Source organism: Bradyrhizobium sp. Rc2d, assembly GCF_900099855.1.
Taxonomy (GTDB): Bacteria; Pseudomonadota; Alphaproteobacteria; order Rhizobiales; family Xanthobacteraceae; genus Bradyrhizobium.
This window is the reverse complement of the sequence record NZ_FNCU01000083.1, coordinates 1-22,189: the sequence shown is the minus strand read 5'-3', so window position 1 is coordinate 22,189 and position 22,189 is coordinate 1. Positions and strand designations below refer to the sequence as shown.

11 protein-coding genes and 12 pseudogenes are annotated in these 22,189 nt (G+C 58.4%); 20 read left to right on the top strand and 3 right to left on the bottom strand.

Annotation, left to right across the window (positions count from 1 at the left end; translation table 11 throughout):
• Both BLV07_RS48450 and BLV07_RS44405 read left to right on the top strand, forming a co-directional pair.
• Positions 1-302, top strand: a pseudogene (locus BLV07_RS48450) (group II intron reverse transcriptase/maturase); the annotation flags it as partial.
• A gap of 260 nt (positions 303-562) precedes the next feature.
• A complete protein-coding gene (locus tag BLV07_RS44405) occupies positions 563-880 on the top strand; it encodes a zinc-binding metallopeptidase family protein (RefSeq protein WP_143035729.1) in 318 nt (105 codons plus the stop codon).
• A gap of 668 nt (positions 881-1,548) precedes the next feature.
• On the opposite strand, the pseudogene BLV07_RS44400 reads toward BLV07_RS44405, so the two are convergent.
• Both BLV07_RS44400 and BLV07_RS44395 read right to left on the bottom strand, forming a co-directional pair.
• Positions 1,549-1,740 (bottom strand): annotated as a pseudogene (locus tag BLV07_RS44400) (transposase); the annotation flags it as partial.
• 121 nt (positions 1,741-1,861) lie between these two features.
• Entirely contained in the window at positions 1,862-2,623 is a 762-nt protein-coding gene (locus BLV07_RS44395; RefSeq protein ID WP_091898944.1) for a CmcI family methyltransferase, read from the bottom strand.
• Between the two features lie 1,069 nt (positions 2,624-3,692).
• Between BLV07_RS44395 and pimC the strand changes: the two genes are divergently transcribed.
• From pimC to BLV07_RS44335, 12 genes and pseudogenes are all read left to right on the top strand, one after another.
• Positions 3,693-4,880, top strand: coding sequence for a pimeloyl-CoA dehydrogenase large subunit (gene pimC, locus BLV07_RS44390; protein ID WP_091898943.1), 1,188 nt, complete (start codon positions 3,693-3,695; stop codon positions 4,878-4,880).
• 125 nt (positions 4,881-5,005) lie between these two features.
• The gene (gene pimD, locus BLV07_RS44385) at positions 5,006-6,148 is read left to right on the top strand and encodes a pimeloyl-CoA dehydrogenase small subunit (protein ID WP_091898942.1); all 1,143 of its coding nucleotides are present in this window, start codon (positions 5,006-5,008) and stop codon (positions 6,146-6,148) included.
• Positions 6,149-6,619: 471 nt separating this feature from the next.
• Positions 6,620-7,444, top strand: a complete 825-nt coding sequence (locus BLV07_RS44380; protein ID WP_091898941.1) for an enoyl-CoA hydratase-related protein — start codon at positions 6,620-6,622, stop codon at positions 7,442-7,444.
• A 63-nt stretch (positions 7,445-7,507) separates the two neighbouring features.
• Positions 7,508-7,792, top strand: a pseudogene (locus tag BLV07_RS44375) (integrase core domain-containing protein); the annotation flags it as partial.
• A gap of 87 nt (positions 7,793-7,879) precedes the next feature.
• Positions 7,880-8,602: pseudogene (locus tag BLV07_RS44370) on the top strand (tyrosine-type recombinase/integrase).
• Between the two features lie 6 nt (positions 8,603-8,608).
• Positions 8,609-9,159, top strand: a pseudogene (locus BLV07_RS44365) (IS91 family transposase); the annotation flags it as partial.
• Between the two features lie 56 nt (positions 9,160-9,215).
• A pseudogene (locus BLV07_RS49590) lies at positions 9,216-9,659 on the top strand (ISAs1 family transposase); the annotation flags it as partial.
• 266 nt (positions 9,660-9,925) lie between these two features.
• Entirely contained in the window at positions 9,926-11,125 is a 1,200-nt protein-coding gene (locus tag BLV07_RS44355; RefSeq protein WP_091898939.1) for an IS256 family transposase, read from the top strand.
• Positions 11,126-11,198: 73 nt separating this feature from the next.
• Positions 11,199-11,627 (top strand): annotated as a pseudogene (locus BLV07_RS44350) (ISAs1 family transposase); the annotation flags it as partial.
• Positions 11,626-12,288, top strand: a pseudogene (locus BLV07_RS49995) (IS91 family transposase); the annotation flags it as partial. The pseudogenes BLV07_RS44350 and BLV07_RS49995, both read left to right, overlap by 2 nt.
• Positions 12,289-12,657: 369 nt before the next feature.
• A pseudogene (locus BLV07_RS44340) lies at positions 12,658-13,879 on the top strand (IS701 family transposase).
• 96 nt (positions 13,880-13,975) lie between these two features.
• Positions 13,976-15,082, top strand: a pseudogene (locus tag BLV07_RS44335) (IS630 family transposase).
• 220 nt (positions 15,083-15,302) lie between these two features.
• Here the strand turns inward: BLV07_RS44335 and BLV07_RS50590 are convergent.
• A pseudogene (locus BLV07_RS50590) lies at positions 15,303-15,427 on the bottom strand (diaminobutyrate--2-oxoglutarate transaminase); the annotation flags it as partial.
• A gap of 83 nt (positions 15,428-15,510) precedes the next feature.
• Between BLV07_RS50590 and BLV07_RS49990 the strand changes: the two are divergent.
• The 6 genes and pseudogenes from BLV07_RS49990 to BLV07_RS44310 all read left to right on the top strand — a co-directional run.
• Positions 15,511-15,885, top strand: a pseudogene (locus BLV07_RS49990) (enoyl-CoA hydratase-related protein); the annotation flags it as partial.
• A gap of 725 nt (positions 15,886-16,610) precedes the next feature.
• Entirely contained in the window at positions 16,611-17,006 is a 396-nt protein-coding gene (locus BLV07_RS44325; protein ID WP_176946171.1) for an aminotransferase class III-fold pyridoxal phosphate-dependent enzyme, read from the top strand.
• A 30-nt stretch (positions 17,007-17,036) separates the two neighbouring features.
• Positions 17,037-17,384 carry a hypothetical protein gene (locus BLV07_RS47200; RefSeq protein WP_143035727.1) on the top strand — a complete coding sequence of 116 codons (348 nt, stop codon included), beginning with the start codon at positions 17,037-17,039 and terminating at the stop codon, positions 17,382-17,384.
• Positions 17,385-18,382: 998 nt separating this feature from the next.
• Positions 18,383-19,726, top strand: coding sequence for an LLM class flavin-dependent oxidoreductase (locus tag BLV07_RS44320; protein WP_091898936.1), 1,344 nt, complete (start codon positions 18,383-18,385; stop codon positions 19,724-19,726).
• Between the two features lie 1,751 nt (positions 19,727-21,477).
• Positions 21,478-21,780 (top strand): aminopeptidase P family N-terminal domain-containing protein, encoded by a 303-nt coding sequence (locus tag BLV07_RS44315; RefSeq protein WP_091898935.1) that lies wholly within the window; start codon positions 21,478-21,480, stop codon positions 21,778-21,780.
• A 183-nt stretch (positions 21,781-21,963) separates the two neighbouring features.
• Positions 21,964-22,189 (top strand): MmgE/PrpD family protein (locus tag BLV07_RS44310; protein ID WP_143035726.1); only part of this gene is annotated, 226 nt, incomplete at its 3' end.

Genomic DNA, 22,189 nt, shown 5'->3' with positions numbered 1-22,189 from the left:
TGACGCGCAAGCTGACGGCGTTGCGCCAGGACGCCTGGCGGCTCATGCACGCGCCACTGGCTACGCAGCACGAGTGGTTCGCCGCCGTTCTGCGCGGGCACTATGGCTACTATGGCAGGCCGCACAATTATCCAGCGCTCAACGGCTTCTACCGCGAAGTGCGTCGCACGTGGATGCGCTGTCTGAGACGGCGCAGCCAGAAAAGTCGGCCCATGGGCTGGTCGGAGTTCGAGACCCTGACGGCACGCTTCCGTCTGCCCGTTCCACGCATCACTCGCACTTGGGCGCAGGCGCGGATATGACGCGGGTTTACCCTCGTGAGGAGCCGGGTGCGGGAAATCCGCCCGCCCGGATCTGTGAGGGCGAAAGCCAAATGGCTGAGCTACTCGACCACGATCGAGCTCGACCATTGAATGCAGAACACAGCGAACTTCGCGGCAGAGAGATTCATTCGGTATGAACAGACCGAAACGGGGATAGCTCAAACCGGTTGTCGTCGCATTACTCCGGGGCGAAGGCGAAGAGCGTACGATCGGGCGGAGGGCGAATATTGATGCCTTCAATGCTCGAAGCATCAAATAAAATCTGGTCGTCAAATATGCTCAAAATGCACGCGAGCGGTCATGATGGTCACATGGCCATGTTGTTCAGGGCCGCGAAATTGCGGAATACCCGCAATTTCAAGAGCTCCGTTGCCTTAATCCTTCAGCCGGCGAAAGAAGATGGCCTCGGTGGCCAAAGGATAGTCCAGGGAAGGGCTGGATCGCCTCGGTATTCCAAGAGTTTTGGCCCGGATAACACGCCGCGCATGGAAATTGGTAAATTCGGCATTAGCGATGGCCCAATCAAAGCCGCACTTGACGAGTTTGATCTTGTCTGAAGGGCAGGGCGGCCATGCGGCCACCACATGAGACCGTCGATCCAGTTGTCGTTGCAGCACAGATCATCGTCGGCTCCCAAACAGTCTCTCGCTACATCAAACCAATTTGAGGCGCGCTCGTGATCTCCGTCACCAGGTTCAACAGCGCTGAGGCCTGCAATATCATTCCGATCACGTCGCACGCCGACAGTGACATGCCGCCGCGGCAAGGCATTCGTTCAAACCTGAAGTCTGAGCCAGTCAATCCAACGCCTCTTAGACTCCGACTCCTCACTTGCTCAGTCCTAAGCCCTCACCCAGGTTCGTGATCGCAGTTTCCACGAGCGTATGAACTCGTCCGTTAAGAAACCAGATTGAGCTGGGCTGGACAGGCGAGCGTTCGCCATAGCAGCCGCAGGAAAAGGCCCCAGAGTTCTCTGAGCCAGGCGAGAATGCGCCGGAGTTGTGGCCCGCGACTGAAAGGAGACGTTGGCGGCGTCTCCTGCGCGGCCTTTGACAGTTTGCGCCAACAGCTTGACCCCGTGCTTGACGCACGAGGCCGGCGCTTTTACGAGGACCTCGAGCCCGTGACGATCGATACCACGGTGCAACTGAAGGCCATCAACTTCCAGACCGACGCCAAACTGCTGCATGCCGCGATCCGTCCTGGCCAGGCGGTTCAGCCACGGCAGGCCCTCCGCCAACAACCGCTCCAGCCTGTCGCTGAGCCTCTTGCGCCAATGGCTAAGGTCGCAACGCTCGTGCGGGAAGACGTGCCGGGAGAACTCTTCGCCACTGAAGAACTGGAAATAAGGGGCGTGGCCCCAGCGCTCGCACACTCACTCATCGGACAGCCCGTAAATGTGCTTGAGCAACAACAGTTGTCGCGACGGTGTCGCTCGATCGGCTTTTCATCCATTAAAGCCATTAGCGTGCTGCCCTAACGATCCAGCTGGAGTTTACGACGACGATCTTCCAGTCCCATCGTTCTGCGCACCCGCGCTACGACTTCCGAAGCCAGGCATTTGGAGCACAAGTAACATTGGTTCCAAACGCGTCGGTGTAATAAGTATCGACCAAAAAGCCTGACTGCTCCACTAACTGCAAGCCATCAATAACCGCTCTGTTTGCGTCTATCGGAACGTCTTCAATAACATAATAATCTCCCGAAACCAGAAGGTCCCTCAAGTAAGAAAATAGCGAAAATACTTTCACGTGCGCGTCGTCGATTACAAGCCAAGGATGAGGTAGCTCCATCAGCAGGCTTTTATCTAAGTTCTCAACCTCCGAAAGGTCAACCCGATGAAAGGTAACAAGTGAATGTTTTGCATTTTCATGAATGCATTCTGTGTGCAAATCAAACGAGTGAACTTCACCGGGAGTCTCGCAAAGCACCGACATATGATCAGCAAACCATAGTGCGCTGCCACCCTGATAGGAACCAAATTCTAGAATCGTCCTTGGCTGAAGTTCCCAAAGAAGCCTTGTGTACAGAGCCAGGTCAAAAGCGGTTTTGATATGTATCAGCCCCTTGTACGTTAACGCCAACGCCCCAACTTTCGTCGTCTTGTTGGTAAAGCTCTTTGGGTGAATAGCCGACATCCATCCGCGTTCTGACGGCTTTGCAAAGCGGTCACAATCGTCAGCATTCAGCACCGTGCTTATTGCGATCCCCATATCAAGAAGTCCGCCCGAGCTTATTTGATCGGGGTAGTTGTCATGGGCCGTCTTCCAAAAGGCTTTGTATCCAGAAGCGAGCTTCATAGCTTTATCTCCGTACTGCGCCTGTCATTGTTTCACGAAACCTCAGGCGTGATCACCTTCACCGCAATGGTGCGGATTGGACGATGTGGCTGTAAAATTGCTTTGCAACGCTCAACACGACCTCGTGCCCAATCTTATGGTTGAACGACGCGTTAGCAGGGCCGGTTCGGCAAAGTTCGAACGACGGCCGACGTTCACTGCTCCTCCACTTCCAGGCCCGAGAACTATTGCTATTGCATTAACTAGGATCAATCGGGAAAGTCTCATCGGGAGCTGCTGTGATGGGCCGCTACGACCGGTTTTGGCCGGCGGCTCGTGCTCCTCATCCCAGCAATCGGTGTGCCACTCGCTGGATGGTGCTCGCTCGATTACCGAGACCAAAACACTGTACAGATGCAGCGCCACCCGCTGGAATGGTCGAGACGCTTCGTCCGGTTCGCGGCATCGGTGTCGCAAACTGGACGGATTGTATGACAATCGAGGTTATAACCTTTTCACGCTCGAACGAGAGCGAGTTGGTCGAGCTCTCTCGCATCGACGCTGAAAGGTCTTTGTGAATGAGGCTGGCAGTTCCATTCCTGTTGCTATCGTGAAAATCGCCGTGAAACTTGGCCTTTTGTGCGCAAACGACCGCTGATGCTTGGCCCGTTTCTGACGGCCGTATGATCAAAATACCGACCGCGCCCTGAGGATTGCGAACAACTTTTCCAAGTCAATCAGAGGCTTCAAAGCGGTTGGATGCGGCTGGCACGACCGTTGCTATTGAGAGGCGGCAACCCTGAATGAGGGACGGCCGAATGCCTTCAGAAACTGATCAGATCGTCGCCGCGTCCAAGAAGACAAATGCGTTACACGAGGGATGCTCCGGCACCCTTAATCAAGCGTTCACTTCTAAGAAAGAGGTGCGAGCGCGCAGCAGCGCTATATTGATGATCGGTTCATCGAGAGAAACATGTCGTGGTGAGAAATCAATGCTTATGTGAAAGGTAGCAGCGACAATGCGAACTCCTCCCGGCCCACGCGGAGTGAATCTCGACGAGGCACCAATGAATTTCGCTCAGAGAATTCGATGTATCTTGCACTAACAAAAGAACAGCAGGCTTTTCGCGAAGAAGTGCGGCAGTTCCTCCGCGATAACGTGCCGCCGGAGACGCGACGCAAGATGATCGAGGGGCGCCACCTGTCGAAGGAGGAAATGGTCACGTGGTGGCGCATCCTAAACAAGAAGGGCTGGAGCGTAAGCCAGTGGCCGAAGGAATATGGCGGCACAGGGTGGACCTCGGTGCAGCACTACATTTTCAAAGAAGAGGTGCAGATGTATCCGGCGCCGGTGCCGCTGGCCTTCGGCGTATCCATGGTCGGCCCTGTGATCTATACCTTCGGCAACGATGCGCAGAAGAAATACTACTTACCGCGCATTGCCAACGTCGACCATTGGTGGTGTCAGGGCTTTTCTGAGCCTGGCTCCGGGTCCGACCTCGCATCCCTGAAGACCAAGGCCGAGCGCAGGGGTGACAAATACGTTATCAATGGACAGAAGGCCTGGACCACGTTCGCGCAATATGCCGACATGATCTTCTGCCTCTGCCGCACCGATCCGGCTGCGAAGAAGCAGGCCGGCATCTCCTTCATCCTGGTCGACATGAGAAACAAGGGCATCACCGTGCGTCCGATCCAGACCATCGATGGTGGCCATGAGGTGAATGAAGTGTTTTTTGACGACGTCGAGGTTCCTGTCGAAAATCTCGTTGGTGAAGAGAACAAGGGCTGGGATTACGCCAAATTCCTGCTCGGCAATGAGCGCACCGGCATTGCACGTGTCGGCGTCTCCAAAGAGCGAATCCGCCGCATCAGGGAGCTCGCCTCGAAAACTCAGTCCGGAGGCCGGCCTTTGATAGAGGACCCCGCTTTTCGCGAAAAGTTGGCTATCTGTGAGATTGAGCTGAAGGCGTTGGAGCTGACGCAGCTGCGCGTCGTCGCGGATGAAGGCAAGCACGGCATGGGCAAGCTCAACCCAGCGTCCTCGGTGCTCAAGATCAAGGGCTCGGAGATCCAGCAGACCACCACCGAGCTTCTGATGGAGGTGATCGGGCCGTTCGCCGCGGCGTATGATGAGCATTCCGATTCGTCAAAGGAAGCGATGGAGTGGAGCGCGCAGATCGCGCCGGGCTATTTCAACAACCGCAAAGTCTCGATCTACGGGGGCTCGAACGAGATCCAGCGCAACATCATCAGCAAGACGGTACTGGGGCTTTAGCGTCACACCGGGCGCACGTGAGCGCGAAATCGAAATCTCGTGCCGCAACTTCCTGATTCCGGGTTTGCTCGCATGCACGCCCTCAAATGACCGAATGAAATTGGATCGGTACAAGGAAATAGAACATGGATTTTGATTTATCCGAGGAGCAACGGTTGCTCAAGGAAAGCGTCGATGGGCTTCTCACCGACGCCTATGATTTCGAGAAGCGCAAGAAATACATGAAGGAGGAGGGTGGCTGGAGTAAGGCCATTTGGGGCCGGCTCGCCGAGCAGGGCCTGCTCGGCTTGCCGTTCGAGGAACTCGATGGCGGCTTTGGCGCGGGCGCGCTGGAGACCATGATCGTGATGGAGGCCTTGGGCCGCGCGCTGGCGCTTGAGCCCTATCTGGCGACAGTCGTGATCACCGGCGGCTTCCTGCGTCATGGTGGCTCGGCCACCCAGAAAGCCGCGTATATTCCCTCGATCATAGATGGCTCAAAAACCTTTGCATTCGCCCAGCTCGAGAAGAATTCACGCTATGACCTTCACGACGTCACCACGTCGGCGAAGAGGATGGGCGATGGCTGGATTATCGACGGCAAAAAATTCGTCGTCATCAATGGCAAGAACGCGGACACGCTCGTCGTCACTGCACGGACCGAGGGCGCTCAGCGCGATAAAAGTGGCATCGGTGTGTTCCTCGTTCCCGCTAATGCCAAGCGCGTTGCTAAGAAGTCCTACCCGACCCAGGATGGGCTGCACGCGGCGGACATCACCCTCACTGATGTTGAGGTCGGCAGCGACGCTGCAATTGGCGATTCTGAAAACGGCCTGCCGCTGATCGAGCGAGTGGTCGATGAAGCCCGGACTGCCCTCTGCGCGGAGGCGGTCGGCGCCATGGATGAATCGCTGAAGACCACGGTCGAATATCTGAAAACGAGAAAACAGTTCGGCGTTGCGATCGGCAGCTTCCAAAGTCTACAGCACCGCGCCGCCGACATGTTCGTCGCGCTGGAACAGGCGCGCTCGATGTCGATGTTCGCGAGTATGGCCGCAGATTTCGGCGATGCGACCGAACGTACGAACGCAGTTGCCGCAGCCAAGGTAATGATCGGCAGGTCGAGCAAATTCATTGGCCAGCAGTCGATCCAGCTCCACGGCGGCATTGGCATGACTATGGAGGCAAAGATCGGCCACTATTTCAAGCGGCTGACCATGATCGAAAACACCTTTGGCGATGTCGATTATCATCTCTGTCGGGTCAGCGAGAGCGGCGGGCTGGTGTAATCTGTGCTCATAAGGCATTGCCACGCAATGATCGCCATGCCAGGGCCACGTCCGCCTTGGCTAAAGCAGCAGCGGGACGACCGCTACAGTCCGCCGAACACGGGTGGCGGGCAACTACGTCGGGGCCGCAACAAAAAGGAGCGAGAATGGCCGCGGCCAGCTGCCATGACGGTCGGGAGTGTGAATCGAAAGATGAGTAAGGGAGCGCGTGATGTGAACATCGCGGGGATGGTCGAGAGAACGTCCGTACGGACGGCCAAGCCTCGATGGGTTCATCGAGCGGTGATTTGTGGTTGTGGCCACGATGCCGAGTGACGAGCTGACCTTTAGTAGGCCGGGGTGATTAACCCGCAAAGCTCCGTGCAGCTGATCGGCAATGCGAAAACGGCACTCTGCAGCGCTTGCCTGAGCTTTGGACCCTTAGGCGGAGCCGCGGTCCCTGGGCGCGGCAAAATACATGGAGCGAGAAGCATGTCCGAGAGACTGGAAATCGATTCAGGAACGAGTGAATTGCTGGTAGAAATCTGCGACCGTGTCGCCATTGTCACGCTCAATCGGCCGGAGGTCCTGAACGCTCTTTCCGATCGCCTCATTGCGGCGTTGCGCAAATTGATCAAACGCGTCGGTGACGATCCGGAAGTGGGTTCGATCCTCATCACCGGCGCGGGAGCCGCCTTCTGTGCGGGCGGCGATGTAAAAAGTATGAACCGGCGCTCGGCAAAGATCGAGACGACTTTCGAACAGCGGCTCACCGATTTGCGCGTCGAACAGCGAATGGTGACCGGAGCGCTGGTCGCGGTGAGAAAGCCAACTGTTGCGGCTATCTCGGGGCCGGCAGCGGGCGCGGGCCTTGCGCTCGCGCTGGCTTGCGACCTCCGCATTGCCGCTCGGTCAGCCATTCTGACAACCGCATATGCGCGGATCGGCTTGTCTGGCGACTACGGAGTCACTTGGCTGCTGACGCGATTGGCAGGATTCTCCCGCGCGCGCGAACTGATGTTTCTGTCCGAACGGATTGATGCGCAGCGCGCGGAAGTGCTTGGGCTCGTCAACCGCGTGGTGCCGGATGGGCATTTGCGCGAAATGGCGTTCGAACTCGCGGCCTCGCTCGCAGAGGGGCCCCCGATCGCGTTCGGCCTCATGAAGGATAACTTGGACCATGCCGTGACCTCCACGTTCCTGGAGTCGCTGGACTATGAGGCTGAGAGGTATACTAGGACGGAGCAGACTCGTGACCACAGAGAGGGCATGCGCGCCTTCGTGGAAAAGCGAAAGCCAGTTTTCAAAGGACGTTAAGAACTGATTTTTTGCCAGGAGCGCCCTATACAAGAGACGAATGAACAACCCACTTGCGCAGGCGAGTTCGTGTCGCGCGATCTGGACCTGTGGGCCTATCAGCGCGGCGTCACGCTGGACTTCTCACGGCCCGGCAAGCCGACCGACAACGTGTTCATCGAGGCCTTCAATGGCCGCTTCCGGGCCGAATGCCTCAACACCCACTAGTTCCTCAGCCTTGCGGACACCCAGGAAAAAGTGGAGACTTGGCGCAGATACTACAATGAAGAACGGCCCCACGGCGCGATCGGCAATCGACCGCCGATTGTGCTGCAAAACCACGTCGGCGCAACCAGCCCGTCAACGTGATCAGAGGCGCAAAACTCTAGTTCTGAGTGGTCCAAACTTCGGTCTCGCTGCAAAAAACCCTGAGGCTCTAACTGCCGCTGGATGAAAATGCAGTGGCAGGTCACTCTCCGCCGACGCATGATCGAGGACATGACGGTCCGCAATTTGTCGCAGGCGACGCAACGATCATGTCTCAACGCGGTATCGAAGTTCAGCCGATATTTTGGCCGATCGCCCGACCATTTGGGCTTGAAGGACGTTCACGCGTTCCAGGTTCATCTAGTGGCGACGGGGATCTCGTGGCCTGCACTCAACCAGACCGTCTGTGCGTTGCGATTCTTCTACGGGGTGACGCTCGACCACAGCACGATCGCGGAGCGCATCGCCTACGCGCGGGAGCCACGCAAGCTGCCGGTCGTGCTGAGTGCCGACGAGGTGGTGAGCTTCCTCTAGGCGATCCCGAGCCTAAAGAGCCGCATAGCGTTGACGACAGTCTATGCCACCGGATTACGCGTGTCGGAGGTGGTTTTCCTCAAGGTCGCGGATGTCGACGAGCCAGCGGATGGTGATCCGAGTCGAACAAGGCAAAGGCGGCAGGGACCGTTACGTCATGCTCTCGCCGCAGCTCCTGAAGATTCTAAGGGCCTATTGCCGGCTAACCCGACCGACGTGCTGGCTATTTCCCGGCCGCGAATTCGTGTCATCCAGGTGCTGCTCGGCCATGCCAGCCTGCAAAGCACGGCGCGCTACGCCCAGGTTGCCACCAAAACGATCAGCCAGACCCCGAGTCCGCTTGACCGACTGCGATTGGAGATCGTTCCATCCGGCTGATCGGGCATCATGGGCCCGGCTTTGGAGGTGGCGGACATATTCCGCCGCCACGGCGAAGCTTTTCGACAGGCGTATGCCGGTCATCTCGGTGGCGTCGAGCGACGCGTGATGGGCGCCACCACGGCGTGTCGGACGGCCGTGCTCGGTGGCCACGTCGAGCAATGCGACGACTGCGGTGCGACGCGCATCGCCTACAACTCCTGTCGCAATCGGCACTGTCCGAAGTGCCAGGGCGCGGCAGCCGAACGGCAAGCCGAACTCCTTCCCGTGCCGTATTTCCACGTGGTCTTCACCTTGCCGGTCCCGGCCGGAGAGATTGCTTCCAGAACAAGGCGGTGGTCTACGCCATCCTGTTCCGCTCCGCGGCCGAGACGCTCACCGCCATCGCGGCCGACCCCAAGCATCTTGGCGCCCAGCTCGGCGTGACCGCCGTCCTCCATACCTGGGGCCAGACCCTGCAACACCATCCGCATGTCCACTGTGTCGTGCCTGGTGATGGACCTTCGCCCGACGGCACACGCTGCAGGGGAATCGCATATGGATTTCGGCTGGCTATTGCATTGAAGTGCACGAAGGATTCTGAAGACGGCTCCCGGATTTTGGAGGGAGTCGGATGCGGAAGTTCAGGAAGGCCTTTGGGCGCTTGCCGGACCCGCGCGCAGGCAATGCAAGCCACGAGCTGCTGGAGGTTCCCTTCATCGCACTGGCGGCCGTTTTGTGCGGCGCCGGCAGTTGCGCGGAGATGGAGGAGTTTGGACGGTCGAAGGAAGGGTCGTTCCGCCTCTTCCTGAAGCTGGAGCACGGCATCCCCAGCCACGATACGTTCAGCCGGGTGTTCCGGCTGCTCGAACCACAAGCCTTGAGCTTGCCTTCCGCCGCTTCATGGAGGCCTTTGCCAAGGCCAATGGCCTCGAGCTCACGGGCATAATCGCCATCGACGGCAAGCCCTTGCGGCGCGCCTACGAACGCGGCAGACGAGCCACGCCACTGCATCTGGTCAAACGTCTTCGCAGTCGAAGCGCGCATGGCCTTGGCACAACAGAAAGCTCCGGGGCGGCCATTTTGTTCTGACGATCAAGGCAAACCGCGGCCCCTTGTTCAAGGCGGTGACGCAGTAGTTTGCGCGATCGGGTCAGCGCAGCACCGTCCAGCAGACCGACCGTTCGGGTCGTGTCCCCAGTGATGGTGTAGCTCGGTAGAGCAAAGCCGTCCGCACGCGCGCCCTCAAATAGCGCCGTAGCGGGCGGACGGCTTTGCGGTGGTCACCGGCGATTCGCCGGTAGGGTCGGGTTGCTGACACCAACCTGATTCGAGGAACCACCGATGACCGACGAGATGATGAACCTGCGAACGCTCGTGGAGAAGACCCCCGATGCGGATTTGCTGCGCGAGATGATCGGCTTTGCCGCCCAGCGTCTGATGGAGCTGGAAGTGGAAAGCCAGACCGGGGCCGCCTATGGCGCGAAGAGCTCCGAACGCCTGGCCCAGCGCAACGGCTACCGCGACCGGATTTGGGAGACTCGCGCCGGCGCGGTCGAACTGCGCATCCCCAAGCTGCGCAAGGGCTCCTACTTCCCCGGCTTCCTGGAGCCCCGCCGCATGGCCGAGAAGGCGCTCACCGCCGTGGTGCAGGAAGCCTACGTGCAGGGCGTCTCGACCCGCTCGGTCGACGATCTCGTGCAGGCCATGGGCATGAGCGGGATCTCCAACAGCCAGGTGAGCCGGCTGTGTGCCGAGATCGATGACAAGGTGAAGGCCTTCCTCGCCCGTCCGATCGAGGGCGACTGGCCGTATCTGTGGATCGACGCCACCTACGTGAAGGTGCGCCAGCAGGGCCGCATCGTCTCGGTCGCGGTGATTGTCGCGGTCGGCGTCAACAGTGATGGCCGGCGCGAAGTGCTCGGCATGGATATTGGTCCGTCTGAGGCCGAGACGTTCTGGACGGCGTTCCTGCGCAAGCGCGCGCGCCGCGGCCTGCGCGGCGTCAAGCTGGTCGTGTCTGATGCCCATGAGGGCATCAAGGCCACTGTCGCCAAGGTGCTCAACGCCTCCTGGCAGCGCTGCCGCGTGCACTTCATGCGCAACGCGCTCGCGCATGCCGGCAAGAGCGGGCGGCGTATCGTCTCCGCCTTCATCGCCACCGCCTTTGCCCAGGACGATGCCGAGGCCGCAAAGACCCAATGGCGAAAGGTCGCCGACCAGCTCCGCCCCAAGCTCCCCAAGCTCGCCGGCTTCCTCGACGAAGCGGAGACCGATGTACTCGCCTACATGACCTTCCCGCCCCAGCACCGGACCAAGCTGCACTCGACCAACCCGATCGAGCGCCTCAACGGCGAGATCAAGCGGCGCACCGAGGTGGTCGGAATCTTCCCCAATGAGGACGCCATCGTTCGCCTCGTTGGTGCGATCCTGCTCGAGCAGAACGATGAATGGGCCGTCCAGCGCGCCCGCTACATGACGCTGGAAACCATCGCGCCGTTGAGCGATGATCCCGCCGTCAGCTTCCCGGCAATCGCCAGCTGACCTGTCCGGCCCATGCCGGCGAACGTGGTGAACTCCGCTTAGCTACACCACGCCGGGGGACACGATCGACCGTTCGGCCCACGATCGCAGCGAAGCGCGACGTGCCACCGTCATGCGCAATACGTCTCTGGATGAACGCTTCCCCGGCGTAGCAGCCGTGGGCCGAGTCACCTCGCGCAGGCGCCTGCGTGGCCAACGCGCCGATCCGCCGGTCGTGCGGCACAACCTGTTGTCCGGATATATCTCTCTCAAGCGGCTGCTCGACGTTACCCGCAGTCACTGGGCCATTGAGAACCGGCTTCATTGGGTGCTCGACGTCCATTTTGCCGAGGACGGCAACCGTGCCTGCAAGGACAATGCCCCGGACAATCTCGCCATTCTCCGCCGCCTTGCCCTCAACGTGCTGAGAGCTCACCCCGACCGCAAGTCCATCAACCTCAAGATCAAGCGCGCCGGCTGGGACGAAATCTTCGTCATGCAGGTCCTCAGTCATATGCGATAGCCCTGGCACACGCTGGGTGGCTTGCCGGCCCGGCTTCTTCCTGCCGGTGCGCGTCCTCTCTCGGCTGTTCCGCCGCCTGTTTCTGCAAGAGCTGCAAGCTGCCTTCGCGGCTGGCCAGTTGGGCTTTTTTGGCGATCTCGCCCATCTCGCTGATCCCGCCGCATTCAGACAGCGGCTCGATCAGCTCCGACGGACCGACTGGGTCGTCTACGCCAGCCGCCATTCGGAGGACCCGAACAGGTGCTGGCTTATCTCGGCCGTATACGCATCGCGTCGCCATCGCCAACAGTCGGCTGATCTCACTCGCCGATCGTAAGGTGAGCTTTTCCTGGAAGGACTATCGGCAGAATCGCAAAGCCAAGGTGATGACGCTCGATGCCGGTGAGTTCATGCGTCGCTTTCTCCTGCACACCCTGCCGGACGGCTTTCACCGCATCCGCCACTATGGCTTCCTCGCCAATGGTGGACCCAACGATAAATCGCCCTTTGCCGTCAACTCCTTGCTGTCCGCAACGCTCCGGCTGATCAAGAAGCCGGCGGCGATCCCCTCGTCAAATGCGAGATCCCCGTCTGCCCACATTGCGGCGGCTCCATGCGGCGCGTCGAAGTCGTCCCGCGAGCCGGCGCGCGCGACCATCCGTTTCGTTGTGATACGTCATGACCCATGCCTGCACCATTCCCCTTCCGTGATCACTTTCTCGGTGGCAACGTCCGATGTCGCCGTGGCCGCGTTCGTCACCAAATATCCCGCCAATCGTTCGGCCACGCATCCCAGCGCAGCAAATCCCTCGCTTGATCGGCCCCATTGCCCGATCAATGGGCCGCTCGCATCAGCTGAATGTCTCGCCGACGCGCTACGACCACAGGCGCGCCTTCTCGGCAGCCGCACTGGCTGCACTATCCCACAGCGCCCACAACTCCGCGGCTTCGTTCAATCCGGCTTCTATGAGGTCGCACGCTACGACAGAGCGCGGCTGGCCTTTGCCCCGCGACCTCACAGAACCCTCAAGATTCCCGAATCGATTTTTCAATGATTCATAGGGGATCGGCTTTTGGGGGGCCGACCATGGGGAACGCGACGTCGGATTGGGAAGACCAGCTCGAGCGTTGGCTGAAGCCATTCCTGGATCGCCTGGGTCACAAGGCCCGGCGGCGGATGTGTCCGCATTACATCGCGGGGCTGATCGGCCCTGGTGAGCGCAAGAGCATTCAACCGATGGCGGAGCGCTTTGCAGCGGGCGGTTACGATCAGCTGCACCACTTCATCGCAGATGGCGTCTGGGATGCGACACCGCTGGAAACAGAGCTGCTCGAGGAGGCCGACCGGCTCGTCGGCGGCGATGATGCGGGGCTAGTTATCGATGACACCGCGGTGCCGAAGAAAGGGGGAGCACTCGGTCGGTGTCGCGGCTCAATATGCCTCGGCTCTTGGCAAGACGGCAAATTGCCAAACGTTGGTGTCGCTGACGCTTGCGCGCGGTGAAGTGCCGGTGATGATCGCATTGCGTCTCTTCCTACCCGAGAGTTGGACGAGCGATGCCTCACGGTTGAAGCGCGCCGGCGTACCGGTCGACGCCACGATCCAAGCCAGAGATCGCTTTGGCGGAGATTGATCGCGCGATGGCAGCCGGCGTGCGCTTCGGTTGTGTAATCTGGCCGGTTGCGATGCGCGGGCGTCCCCGCAAGCGGTCCATTCCTGTCGCGCCGGGCCGAAGACATGTTCGCCGATTCCAAGTGGCAAAATGTGAGCTGGCGCAGCGGGACCAAAGGCGATTGAATGCCCGGTTTGCCGCGGTTCGGGTGCGGATCGCCGATGGACCTCCCCAGCGGATCAAGGACAAGGGCCAGCAGCATCTTCCCGGCGAGGAGGCTTGGCTGATCGGCGAACACAGGACGTCAGGGGAAAAGAAGTACTATCTCGCCAACCTGCCCGCCGCGATGGATCTGCGCACATTAGCCGCCACCATCAAGGCACGATGGATTTGCGAACAGGCGCATCAGCAGTTGAAAGGGGAGCTCGGGCTTGATCACTTTGAGGGACGATCCTGGCAGGGCCTTCATCGTCACGCGCTGATGACCATGATCGCCTACGCCTTCCTGCAACACCGTCGCCTCGCACAAGCGGGGCGGAAAAAAAGAATCAAGGGACCTCCGCCTCAGCCTAGCTTGCCGGCGGTACGCCACGCGATCGTCGGTCTCATCCTTCGACCGCCAGCTCTGTGATGCCCATACTGCCGAAAACGAATCCGTGAAAAGCTGCAAATCAATCTGCCAAAGTAGTGCTAGTCATCCGGAACGCAAGTTCGTCACATTAGTTGATAGCTGAATCTCGAGAGAGGAGAGCGCTTGTGGCGAATGCAGGTGGGAAAGGCCGGCCGATCGCGCCCTTGGTGCTGAGTCCGCAGGAGCGGGCGTACTTGGAGAGGCAAGTTCGTCGTCATCGTGCTGCGCGGTCGCTATCTGAGCGATGCCGCGCGATCCTGCGGTGTGCGGATGGCTTGCCAAGAAAGTCTGTGGCTGCCGAACTCGGCCTCCACGAATACACCGTTGGTAAGTGGCGCCGCCGATTTTTGAGGGATCGCTGTGATGGCCTGCTTGACGAGGCCCGCCCTGGCCGCCCTCGCACCATCAACGACGATCAAGTTGCCGCCGTGATCGAGCGCACGCTGCGTACGACGCCGGCCGACGCGACGCACTGGTCGATCCGATCGATGGCTGCGGAAACTGGCTTTTCCCACACCACGATCCGCCGAATGTGGGCGGCGTTCGGCTTGCAGCCGGACCGCAGCCAGACATTCAAGCTGTCGAGCGATCCGCTGTTCGTCGACAAGGTCCGCGATATCGTCGGCCTTTACCTGTCCCCACCGAACCGAGCCCTTGTCCTCAGCATCGATGAGAAAAGCCAGATTCAGGCACTCGATCGCGAGCAACCGGTCTTGCCGAAGATGCCTGGCGTGCCGGAACGTCGCACGCACAGCTATTGCGGCATGGTACGACCTCGCTATTTGCCGCGCTCGATGTCGCCTCGGGGGTCGTCATCGGCAAATGCTACAAGCGCCACCGGGCAGTCGAGTTCTTGAAGTTTTTAAAAGAAATCGATGGCCCAGGTCTCTGAAGGCCTCGATGTCCATTCGTCATGGACAACTACGCCACCCACAAGACACCCAAGATCAAAGTGTGGCTCGCCCGCCGGCCTCACTATCATGTCCACTTCACGCCGACTTCCGCCTCATGGATCAATCAGGTCGAGCGCTGGTTCGCTGAACTCACCAGAAAGCAGATCCAGCGAGGTGTGCACACCTCCGTCAGGCAGCTCGAGGCCGACATCCGCACCTTCATCGACCTGCACAACAAAAACCCGAAGCCCTTCAAAGACCAAGTCCGCAGACCAGATTTTGGCTTCCGTCAAACGCTTTTGCCACAAAGCCCAGCAGACTTTATGTGGCGAACTTTAGATTCACGTGACTAGTGCCCCGATTCACAAGTTCGCAATCATAGATCCGCAGTAGATTCGCGTCGCTGTGCCATGAAGGCAAACAGTGATGGAGTCTGCAATGACGGTCCAGCAACTTGTCCCCCTGATATTGAGCGATAAGTGAGCTAACCGCTCCGGATCCCTCAGCCCGGAAGTCGCTTTTTGGCAGGAAAACAGACGACACCCGCGTCGGCCTGGCAGGCGAATACTGCTAAACTCATGCCATGATATCCACGCGTGAACGAAATGATATTCTGACGTCCGTGACCTTGCGCGCGAGATTTAACGCGGCTTCAATAGCATTAGCACCGGTTGGCCCCGTGAAATCAGCGTCATTCGGAGCCGCCTTGTAGGGCGTTCCAGACAGCCATGAGCTGCGCGCGGCCCTCGGTCACGATTATGGCGCGGAAACGGCTGCCCGATGGCACGGTGGACTACAGCGATCCGAAGGTCAGCGACAGCGGCGGCCAACTCACATTGCAGATCTTCAAGTGCCTTAAACCCGTAATTGCCGCGGTGAATGGGCCGGCCGTCGGTATGGGCGTTACCATGCAGCTCGCGATGGACATCCGCATCGCGTCTGAGGCTGCCCGTTCCGGCTTTGTGTTCTCTCAGCGTGGCCTCGTGCCGGAGGGGGCATCGAGCTGGTTCTTGTGCAATAGAAAGCCCGCTGACACGCACGCCACGTTCTGCTCACTATGTTCACAGCTCGCGCAGTCTGGGAGAAACGTAGCTTTTGCGCAAACCAGGCGCATGCTAGGCGCGGATGATCCTATGGAAGCATGTGACCCAGCGAAAGCTGGGCATGTATGATGAGAGACGATCATAGTCGAAAGAGGATTGGGCGGCACCAAAACCGGAGCCTGATGTTTCGGGAAGAGTATGCGGTAACCCAATTATCGGCCATGCGGTGTCCGTGTGCAGGAAGCGTGACTCTCATTCTGGCCTTGGTAAGCAGGCGGCTATAACCGCGAGATCGAAAGTGTCGGTGCGCGGGAAAGCGGGCTGTTTCGTATTAGCAAAGAGGTGAGGTGGTGGGACAGGTCATCGCGATTTGATCGGGTCAACGAGCAATGGAGGAACTCAGATCAGGCGTGGGAAATTGGACGACAGACGCCGGCAAGAATAAGCAAGTCGCGCTTGTGGACGCTGCTCGACTAGATGAGGTTTCGCAGAGCGACATGAGCCTTGTTGATCGTCAGGACAGAACAGAACAAGCTTCAGCTCCATGATTGTCGCCTCATGACCATGCGGTACACATCGAAAACTGCGAAGCGGCTATTGCAACCCCCAGCGCACGAGGTGCCGTCTCGACGCGGCGTCGCTGCCGCCGCGTCGTTGGACACTCCCGAGCGATATGTCGGGAATTCGCGACACAGAACGGCTCTTAGCGGATCTGTTCACTCCCTATCTTTAGGGCTAGGTAAGCATCATCGTGCTCGGATAACCTCGATCGCACTCCAGAGCCGCCCCCAAATCCACAGGCTCCTATCGCGGGATACGCGAGCGTGCTCGATGAAATAGCGTTGCTCCGCTTTAACGATGTTGAAAGCGTACGCAGGCTGCTCACACATCATGCGCCCAGGCTTGCCACGGTGGTTTTGGATCCCATGCCAAGCCGCGGTGGTCTGATTGCGCTGAACCCCAGATTCCTTGCTGCGGTTCAGAAAACCGCTCGTGATAATGGCATTCTCGTGAATGCGGATGAAGTCACGAATCTCAGACAGAGCTTCCGATGTGCGTCTGCCCGCTATCGCCTTGTTCCGAACCTCTTAAGCATGGGCAAGATTATCGGCGGCGGTTTGCTGATTGGACCAATAGAGGGACGCAACGACGTGATGGAAGTATTCGATGCTTCGGTTGGCCGGCCATTGCTTCCTCAACGCAGCCATTTTTTCCGCTAATCCCTATCAATGACAATGGGGCTCGTCGCAATGCGGCATCTAGACCATGCGGCTCTTGCCGATCTGGAGACACTTGGAAACCTTGCCCGGGGCGGGATTAGTCGGGCCATCCCCTTGCGTGTGACCGGAGCAGCTTCGCTCCTTCTTATCCATCCGATAGCACAAATTCAAAAGACGTATCCCGCGCCGGCCGCTGCAATTCTAATGATGCAGCTTACGCCTTTCTTTGCGGTGAACGGGATCATTCTGCCGCATGGCGCTGCTGCTTCGATCTCGGTATCCATGACCCACGCTGACGCCGAGTTCATCGCCGATGTGTTCGCAAGCTTTATCGACAGCCATCGCGACGTGCTCGGCACGATACAGGTGCGCAAGTGAACGAGGGTCGTCGAAATTCGCCGGAACGCGCTACCGACCGTGCCGCTACATCCTTGCGCTCGTGGTCGTACAGTCGGCCATGATCGACCGGTGAGAAACCGCACGGCTCATTGCCATCAACAATCTCACCAAAGCACCGGAGGCGATCGCTTTGTAAGCTTCGGCGAGAGCGGCAACAGCAAGATTTTGGGAGTTTCCTCTGAGCTCAAACCACCGCGGTCCGTCCAAACACACACGCAAAATGCTAGCATCCGTGTGAGACGCTAAGATTGGATTTTCGCCCAGAGCATATTGTCCAATCCTGGTAGCGAGCGTTGGGTGCAGCAACTCGCGTAGTCTCAGGAAAGCATAACCGGTGCGATTACGGGTGGCAATGCCGGCGCCCGGGTTGGTCGAATCCATCCCGCAACTGCCAGCGCAGGCCATCGCAGCGCTCCAGCGCGTGAAGCTTGGCGATCCGGTCAACTATCATCGCTGGTGGTTGAGTTACACAATAGAAGCATGTCACTTACCGGTTGGTGATTGGCGGGCCGGTTGATAGTCACCTGCAAGGAGTTCGACGTGCAACATCAGTCACAATGGGACGTTGCCAACGGTCCTGGACAATGGGGGGCTTCTCGTGCAGAGATCCTGCGCGCTCAGGTCTGCTCCAATCGTGACCCCTCGTTTCTCATGGCAGCACAGAACGGGCTCACTGGCGCGATCGGTGAGCGCGCATGTCAAACTGCTCTTGGCATCCATCTTGTTAATTGCGCGCTCTCTCTGCTATCGCGATGCGTCGACGTGCTCGACCCCATGGAAGACTCGAACGAATTGCCAGCGCGTTCTCCTTGGGAGTTGCGCTAATGCATGCGCTGTCGGAGCGATCTTCAAAGGGCGCTGTCATCGAAATCTCTGGTGATTGCCTAGAGTCGAGCGATGAAGCACCTTGCCGTCACACGATCCACCGGCTGACCGCGGTGCGTGTGAGGATAGTCAACTTCAAAGGGAGATAAAGTATGCGGCGTAACGATGAAATAAAGCTCGGATTGTTTCTCACTCAAGCCGGATATAACGAAGGTGCATGGCGCGATCCGAGCGTGCCAGCGAATGGCGGAATTGATGTCGAGCATTATGCTCATCTGGCATCTCTTGCCGAAAGTGCCGCATTTCACTTCTTATTTCTTGCTGATAGCCCAAGCGTGTTCGAACAAGATCACGCAAGCATAGCTCGTGTAAGCCGAAACGATGGGTTTGAGCCAATCACGCTGTTGTCGGCGCTTTCGTCAAGAACCCACAAGATCGGTCTTGTCGCGACAGCGACGACGACTTACCATCAGCCTTATCATCTTGCACGCATGTTCGCTTCACTTGACCACCTATCGCGAGGACGTGCGGCCTGGAACATTGTCACCTCGGTAGGCAGGTTCGAGGCTGCGAACTTCGGCGAGAGGGAACTTCCCGATCATGACACGCGATACGCTCGTGCAAGAGAATTCGTAGAAGTTGTCAAGGGACTTTGGGACTCTTGGGAAGACGACGCTTTCGTTCGCGACAAGAAAAGTGGTATTTTCGCTGACACCAAGAAGTTGCATTTGCTTAATCATCGCGGCGATTGCTTATCAGTCAGAGGCCCGCTGAACATCGCAAGGCCGCCGCAGGGGTATCCCGTGTTGGTTCAGGCTGGTGCATCCGATATCGGACTACAGTTCGCTGCAGAGATCGGCGAGGTCGTGTTCACGGCACAACCTTCTTTAGAAGACGGTAAACGACATTACGCAACTCTCAAAGAGAAAGCGCGCGCACTCGGGCGGGAAGACAACCAGGTGCTAGCCATGCCGGGCATCATGCCGATCGTTGGGAGAACGACGCAAGAGGCGTCTGAGAAGCTTCAGAGACTGCAATCGTATACGCCCATGGATGTTTTAATCGGGGCTGCCGATCGTTGGCTTGGGTTTGTCACTGATCTCCGCTCGATGGATCTCGACTCACTGGTCCCGGACACTTTACCGCAGACGAATTTCTTCCAGAGTCGTCAAAAGGTTCTCCTCGACATAGCCGCTCAGCACAAATTCACGTGGAGACAGTTGATCCGCTTGGTGGCGGACAGCCGTGGCCATCTAATGGTTGTTGGAACTCCAGATGAAATCGCCGACGTCATGGTGGATACATTTGATCAGCATGCGGCTGACGGGTTCAACGTAATGCCGGCGATTGTTCCTAGCGGGCTCAAGGATTTTGTTGAGCTCGTCGTTCCCGAATTGCGCCGAAGAGGCAAATACAGGTCCGGATACTCCGGACAAACCCTGAGAGAGAACCTCGGTCTCAGGCGGCCGCTCAATCGGTTCACGCATGCAATGTAAGCAGCCGGCCCGGCCGTAAACAAGTTCGGAAGCCGGTTTGGCTTTTACACGCTATGGTGGGCTTGAGATTGCAAGCCTACGGCTGCCGGAGGCTCGAATGCTTGCGATTGCATGTTTCCTGCCCGCGCCATCCTATAGCGGAGATAACGAAGTTAGGCCTAGATAAACTACCAACGCTAGTAGTTGGTTCAGACAGCAGAAGGATGTCATCTGTCGCCTCATAAGCATTGGGCCGGTCATTCACGAGCATTGGCCGGTCAAACGTCACCCGCGAGGAATGCAGCATGCAACATCAACGACAATGTGATGCCGCCAACGGCCCTGATCAATGCGCGGGCTCGTCACGTGCCGAAATCTAGCGCGCTCAGATCTGCTCCAATCATGACCTCTCATGGAAGCAAATAGTGGGCCCTTCGGCGCGATCGGTGAGCGCGGTGTCAAACGGCTCTTGCTTCCCGGCCTACTCGCGACCTCGCTCGCGTAGGGGTGCTCGATTGCATTCGGCGTGACGGAAAACAATTTGGACCACGCCATGACCTCGTGTCATTGGAGTAGGAGGCAGAGAATTTGACCAGGACGGAACCGACTATCGAGCGCGTTCGTGGAGAAGCGCAAACCCATTCTCGAGCCACGCTTGAGACCTCATCTCGCTGCGCCGACGTACTGAACAATGCAATCCGGGTTGCTAATGATCAAAACCCGAGCTGCGTAGAACGAGCAGTCTCTTGCAATCGTAGCCAATCAAACTTCAGGACTCTACCAGATGCACGATACGAAATTCTGCGAGCGCGGGGCTTGGCGTGCTTCAGAAATCGGCGGGCTGCTGCCACATCTGCACAGTACGGAAAGCCACGGAGTCCAAGCGCGATCTCCCTAGTGCTGAGCTCAGCGAGGATTGGCTTGCCGATCGTACCGGCGCCCCATCTATTTGGAATCCTGCGCAGCGCTCTAAAAAACGCTGAATTTCTGCGCTGCTTCGCAAGCTTACACCCGACCTTCCAATGATGGAATCCTATAAAAGTGCACAGAGCACGCACTATCGAACTGCATCGCAGCGCTGTGAACTGCGAGAGAGTTACTTTAGGGATGTTCAATACGGAGAGTCAGGGATCTCAGGGGAATCATGCCGCTCGACCTCAACTTAACTCGATGGGTCTAATCCTTTTGCTGGATGGCCAGCGAGCCACTGACGATGCCGCCGATCCTCGGACCCATATACCGGAACATCCGTGGGGGTGGGCTCAAGAGAATCCATGTGCCCGGCATCGACGGCTTCGGTGTCTCTTTCCAACAATGTCGGTCAGCTGCAATAGGATGGAGCGGGGCCTAGTGATCGATGTGTGCGTAGCCGCCGCGTTCGCCCGTGCCGATCTCTCTTCTTGTCGCAGACGATTTCAAAGAGGCCTCGCGAACTACATCTTCAAAGAGGCCTCGCGAACTACATCGTTCCGGTGCCGCTGGCGTCCTCGTGGGCGACACAAAAGTGCAGGAGTTGGGAGGTCATTATCAGGTCGTAACGGGACGCAGGCCTGATGCAAACTAACATCGCCGATCTCGCTGCGCTCCGGAAACCGGGATGCAACCATTACCGCGACTGCCCTCGCGCGGGCGGGGTCCCGCAGAGGGGAGCGCACGAAGCTGACTAACCGCGCGGGTCGAGCTCGACTTTCGCAATTTAGAACTAACAAAATGTGCTGCGGAGAAGGCAATGACTATCAGCAAAGGACCGCAACTTTCCGAGAAGCAAATATATGCCCAGACTGGCCGCGGTGAAATCGGAAATGGCACGGCGCGATATCGAAGCGCTGATCATAAACAACCCGTCCAACCTTGCGTATCTTACAGGCCACACCGGCGGCCCAACCACAATTCCCCAAAGACTCGTTGTTTCCTCTCACAAAGAGGAGCCAACGTTCGTCGTACGTAAGATGGATGCGCCGGCAGCTCTCCACCAGACGTTCCTGCAGCACTCTAGCGTGATCGGTTATCCGGAAAAACCTCATCGGCAATCCTGCCGCGGACGGCTACGACGTAGTGATCGATTTGCTCAATGAACTCGGCGTTGCAAATCGAGGTTTGGGGCTCGAACTGGGTGCTCTAGCGGCGCAGGCGGCACAAAAGTTCAGGGCACGGCATGCTTCAATGATTTTGACCTGAGAGCTTATTCAATTCGGGGAGGGTCTATCCGGCCATTCCAACACGCACTACATCCGATCGGCTGCTAAGAGGCGTACTTCATGACAAAAACGACCGAGAGATTGGCGCGATGGGTGTCGTCGCTCAGGTATGAATCGCTGCCTTCGGAAGTGATCGGTAAGGCCAAGTTGTGTTTGGCTGATTCAATTTCCTGCATGGTAGGCGGCGCCGATTTAGTCCCTTCGAAAACCCTGTTAAAGGTTCTCTGCAGGAGCGGTCAGGGTTCTGTAGCCGTTCCCGGAGTCTCAGCCAGACTTGGATTGCTCG

Coding starts and splice junctions, on each gene's coding strand:
- pimC (WP_091898943.1), top strand. CDS start 3,693: ATGTATCTTGCACTAACAAAAGAACAGCAGGCTTTTCGCGAAGAAGTG.
- BLV07_RS44395 (WP_091898944.1), bottom strand. CDS start 2,623: ATGAAGCTCGCTTCTGGATACAAAGCCTTTTGGAAGACGGCCCATGAC.
- BLV07_RS44355 (WP_091898939.1), top strand. CDS start 9,926: ATGACCGACGAGATGATGAACCTGCGAACGCTCGTGGAGAAGACCCCC.
- BLV07_RS44315 (WP_091898935.1), top strand. CDS start 21,478: ATGCCCAGACTGGCCGCGGTGAAATCGGAAATGGCACGGCGCGATATC.
- BLV07_RS44320 (WP_091898936.1), top strand. CDS start 18,383: ATGCGGCGTAACGATGAAATAAAGCTCGGATTGTTTCTCACTCAAGCC.
- BLV07_RS44380 (WP_091898941.1), top strand. CDS start 6,620: ATGTCCGAGAGACTGGAAATCGATTCAGGAACGAGTGAATTGCTGGTA.
- pimD (WP_091898942.1), top strand. CDS start 5,006: ATGGATTTTGATTTATCCGAGGAGCAACGGTTGCTCAAGGAAAGCGTC.
- BLV07_RS47200 (WP_143035727.1), top strand. CDS start 17,037: ATGCGGCATCTAGACCATGCGGCTCTTGCCGATCTGGAGACACTTGGA.
- BLV07_RS44405 (WP_143035729.1), top strand. CDS start 563: ATGCTCGAAGCATCAAATAAAATCTGGTCGTCAAATATGCTCAAAATG.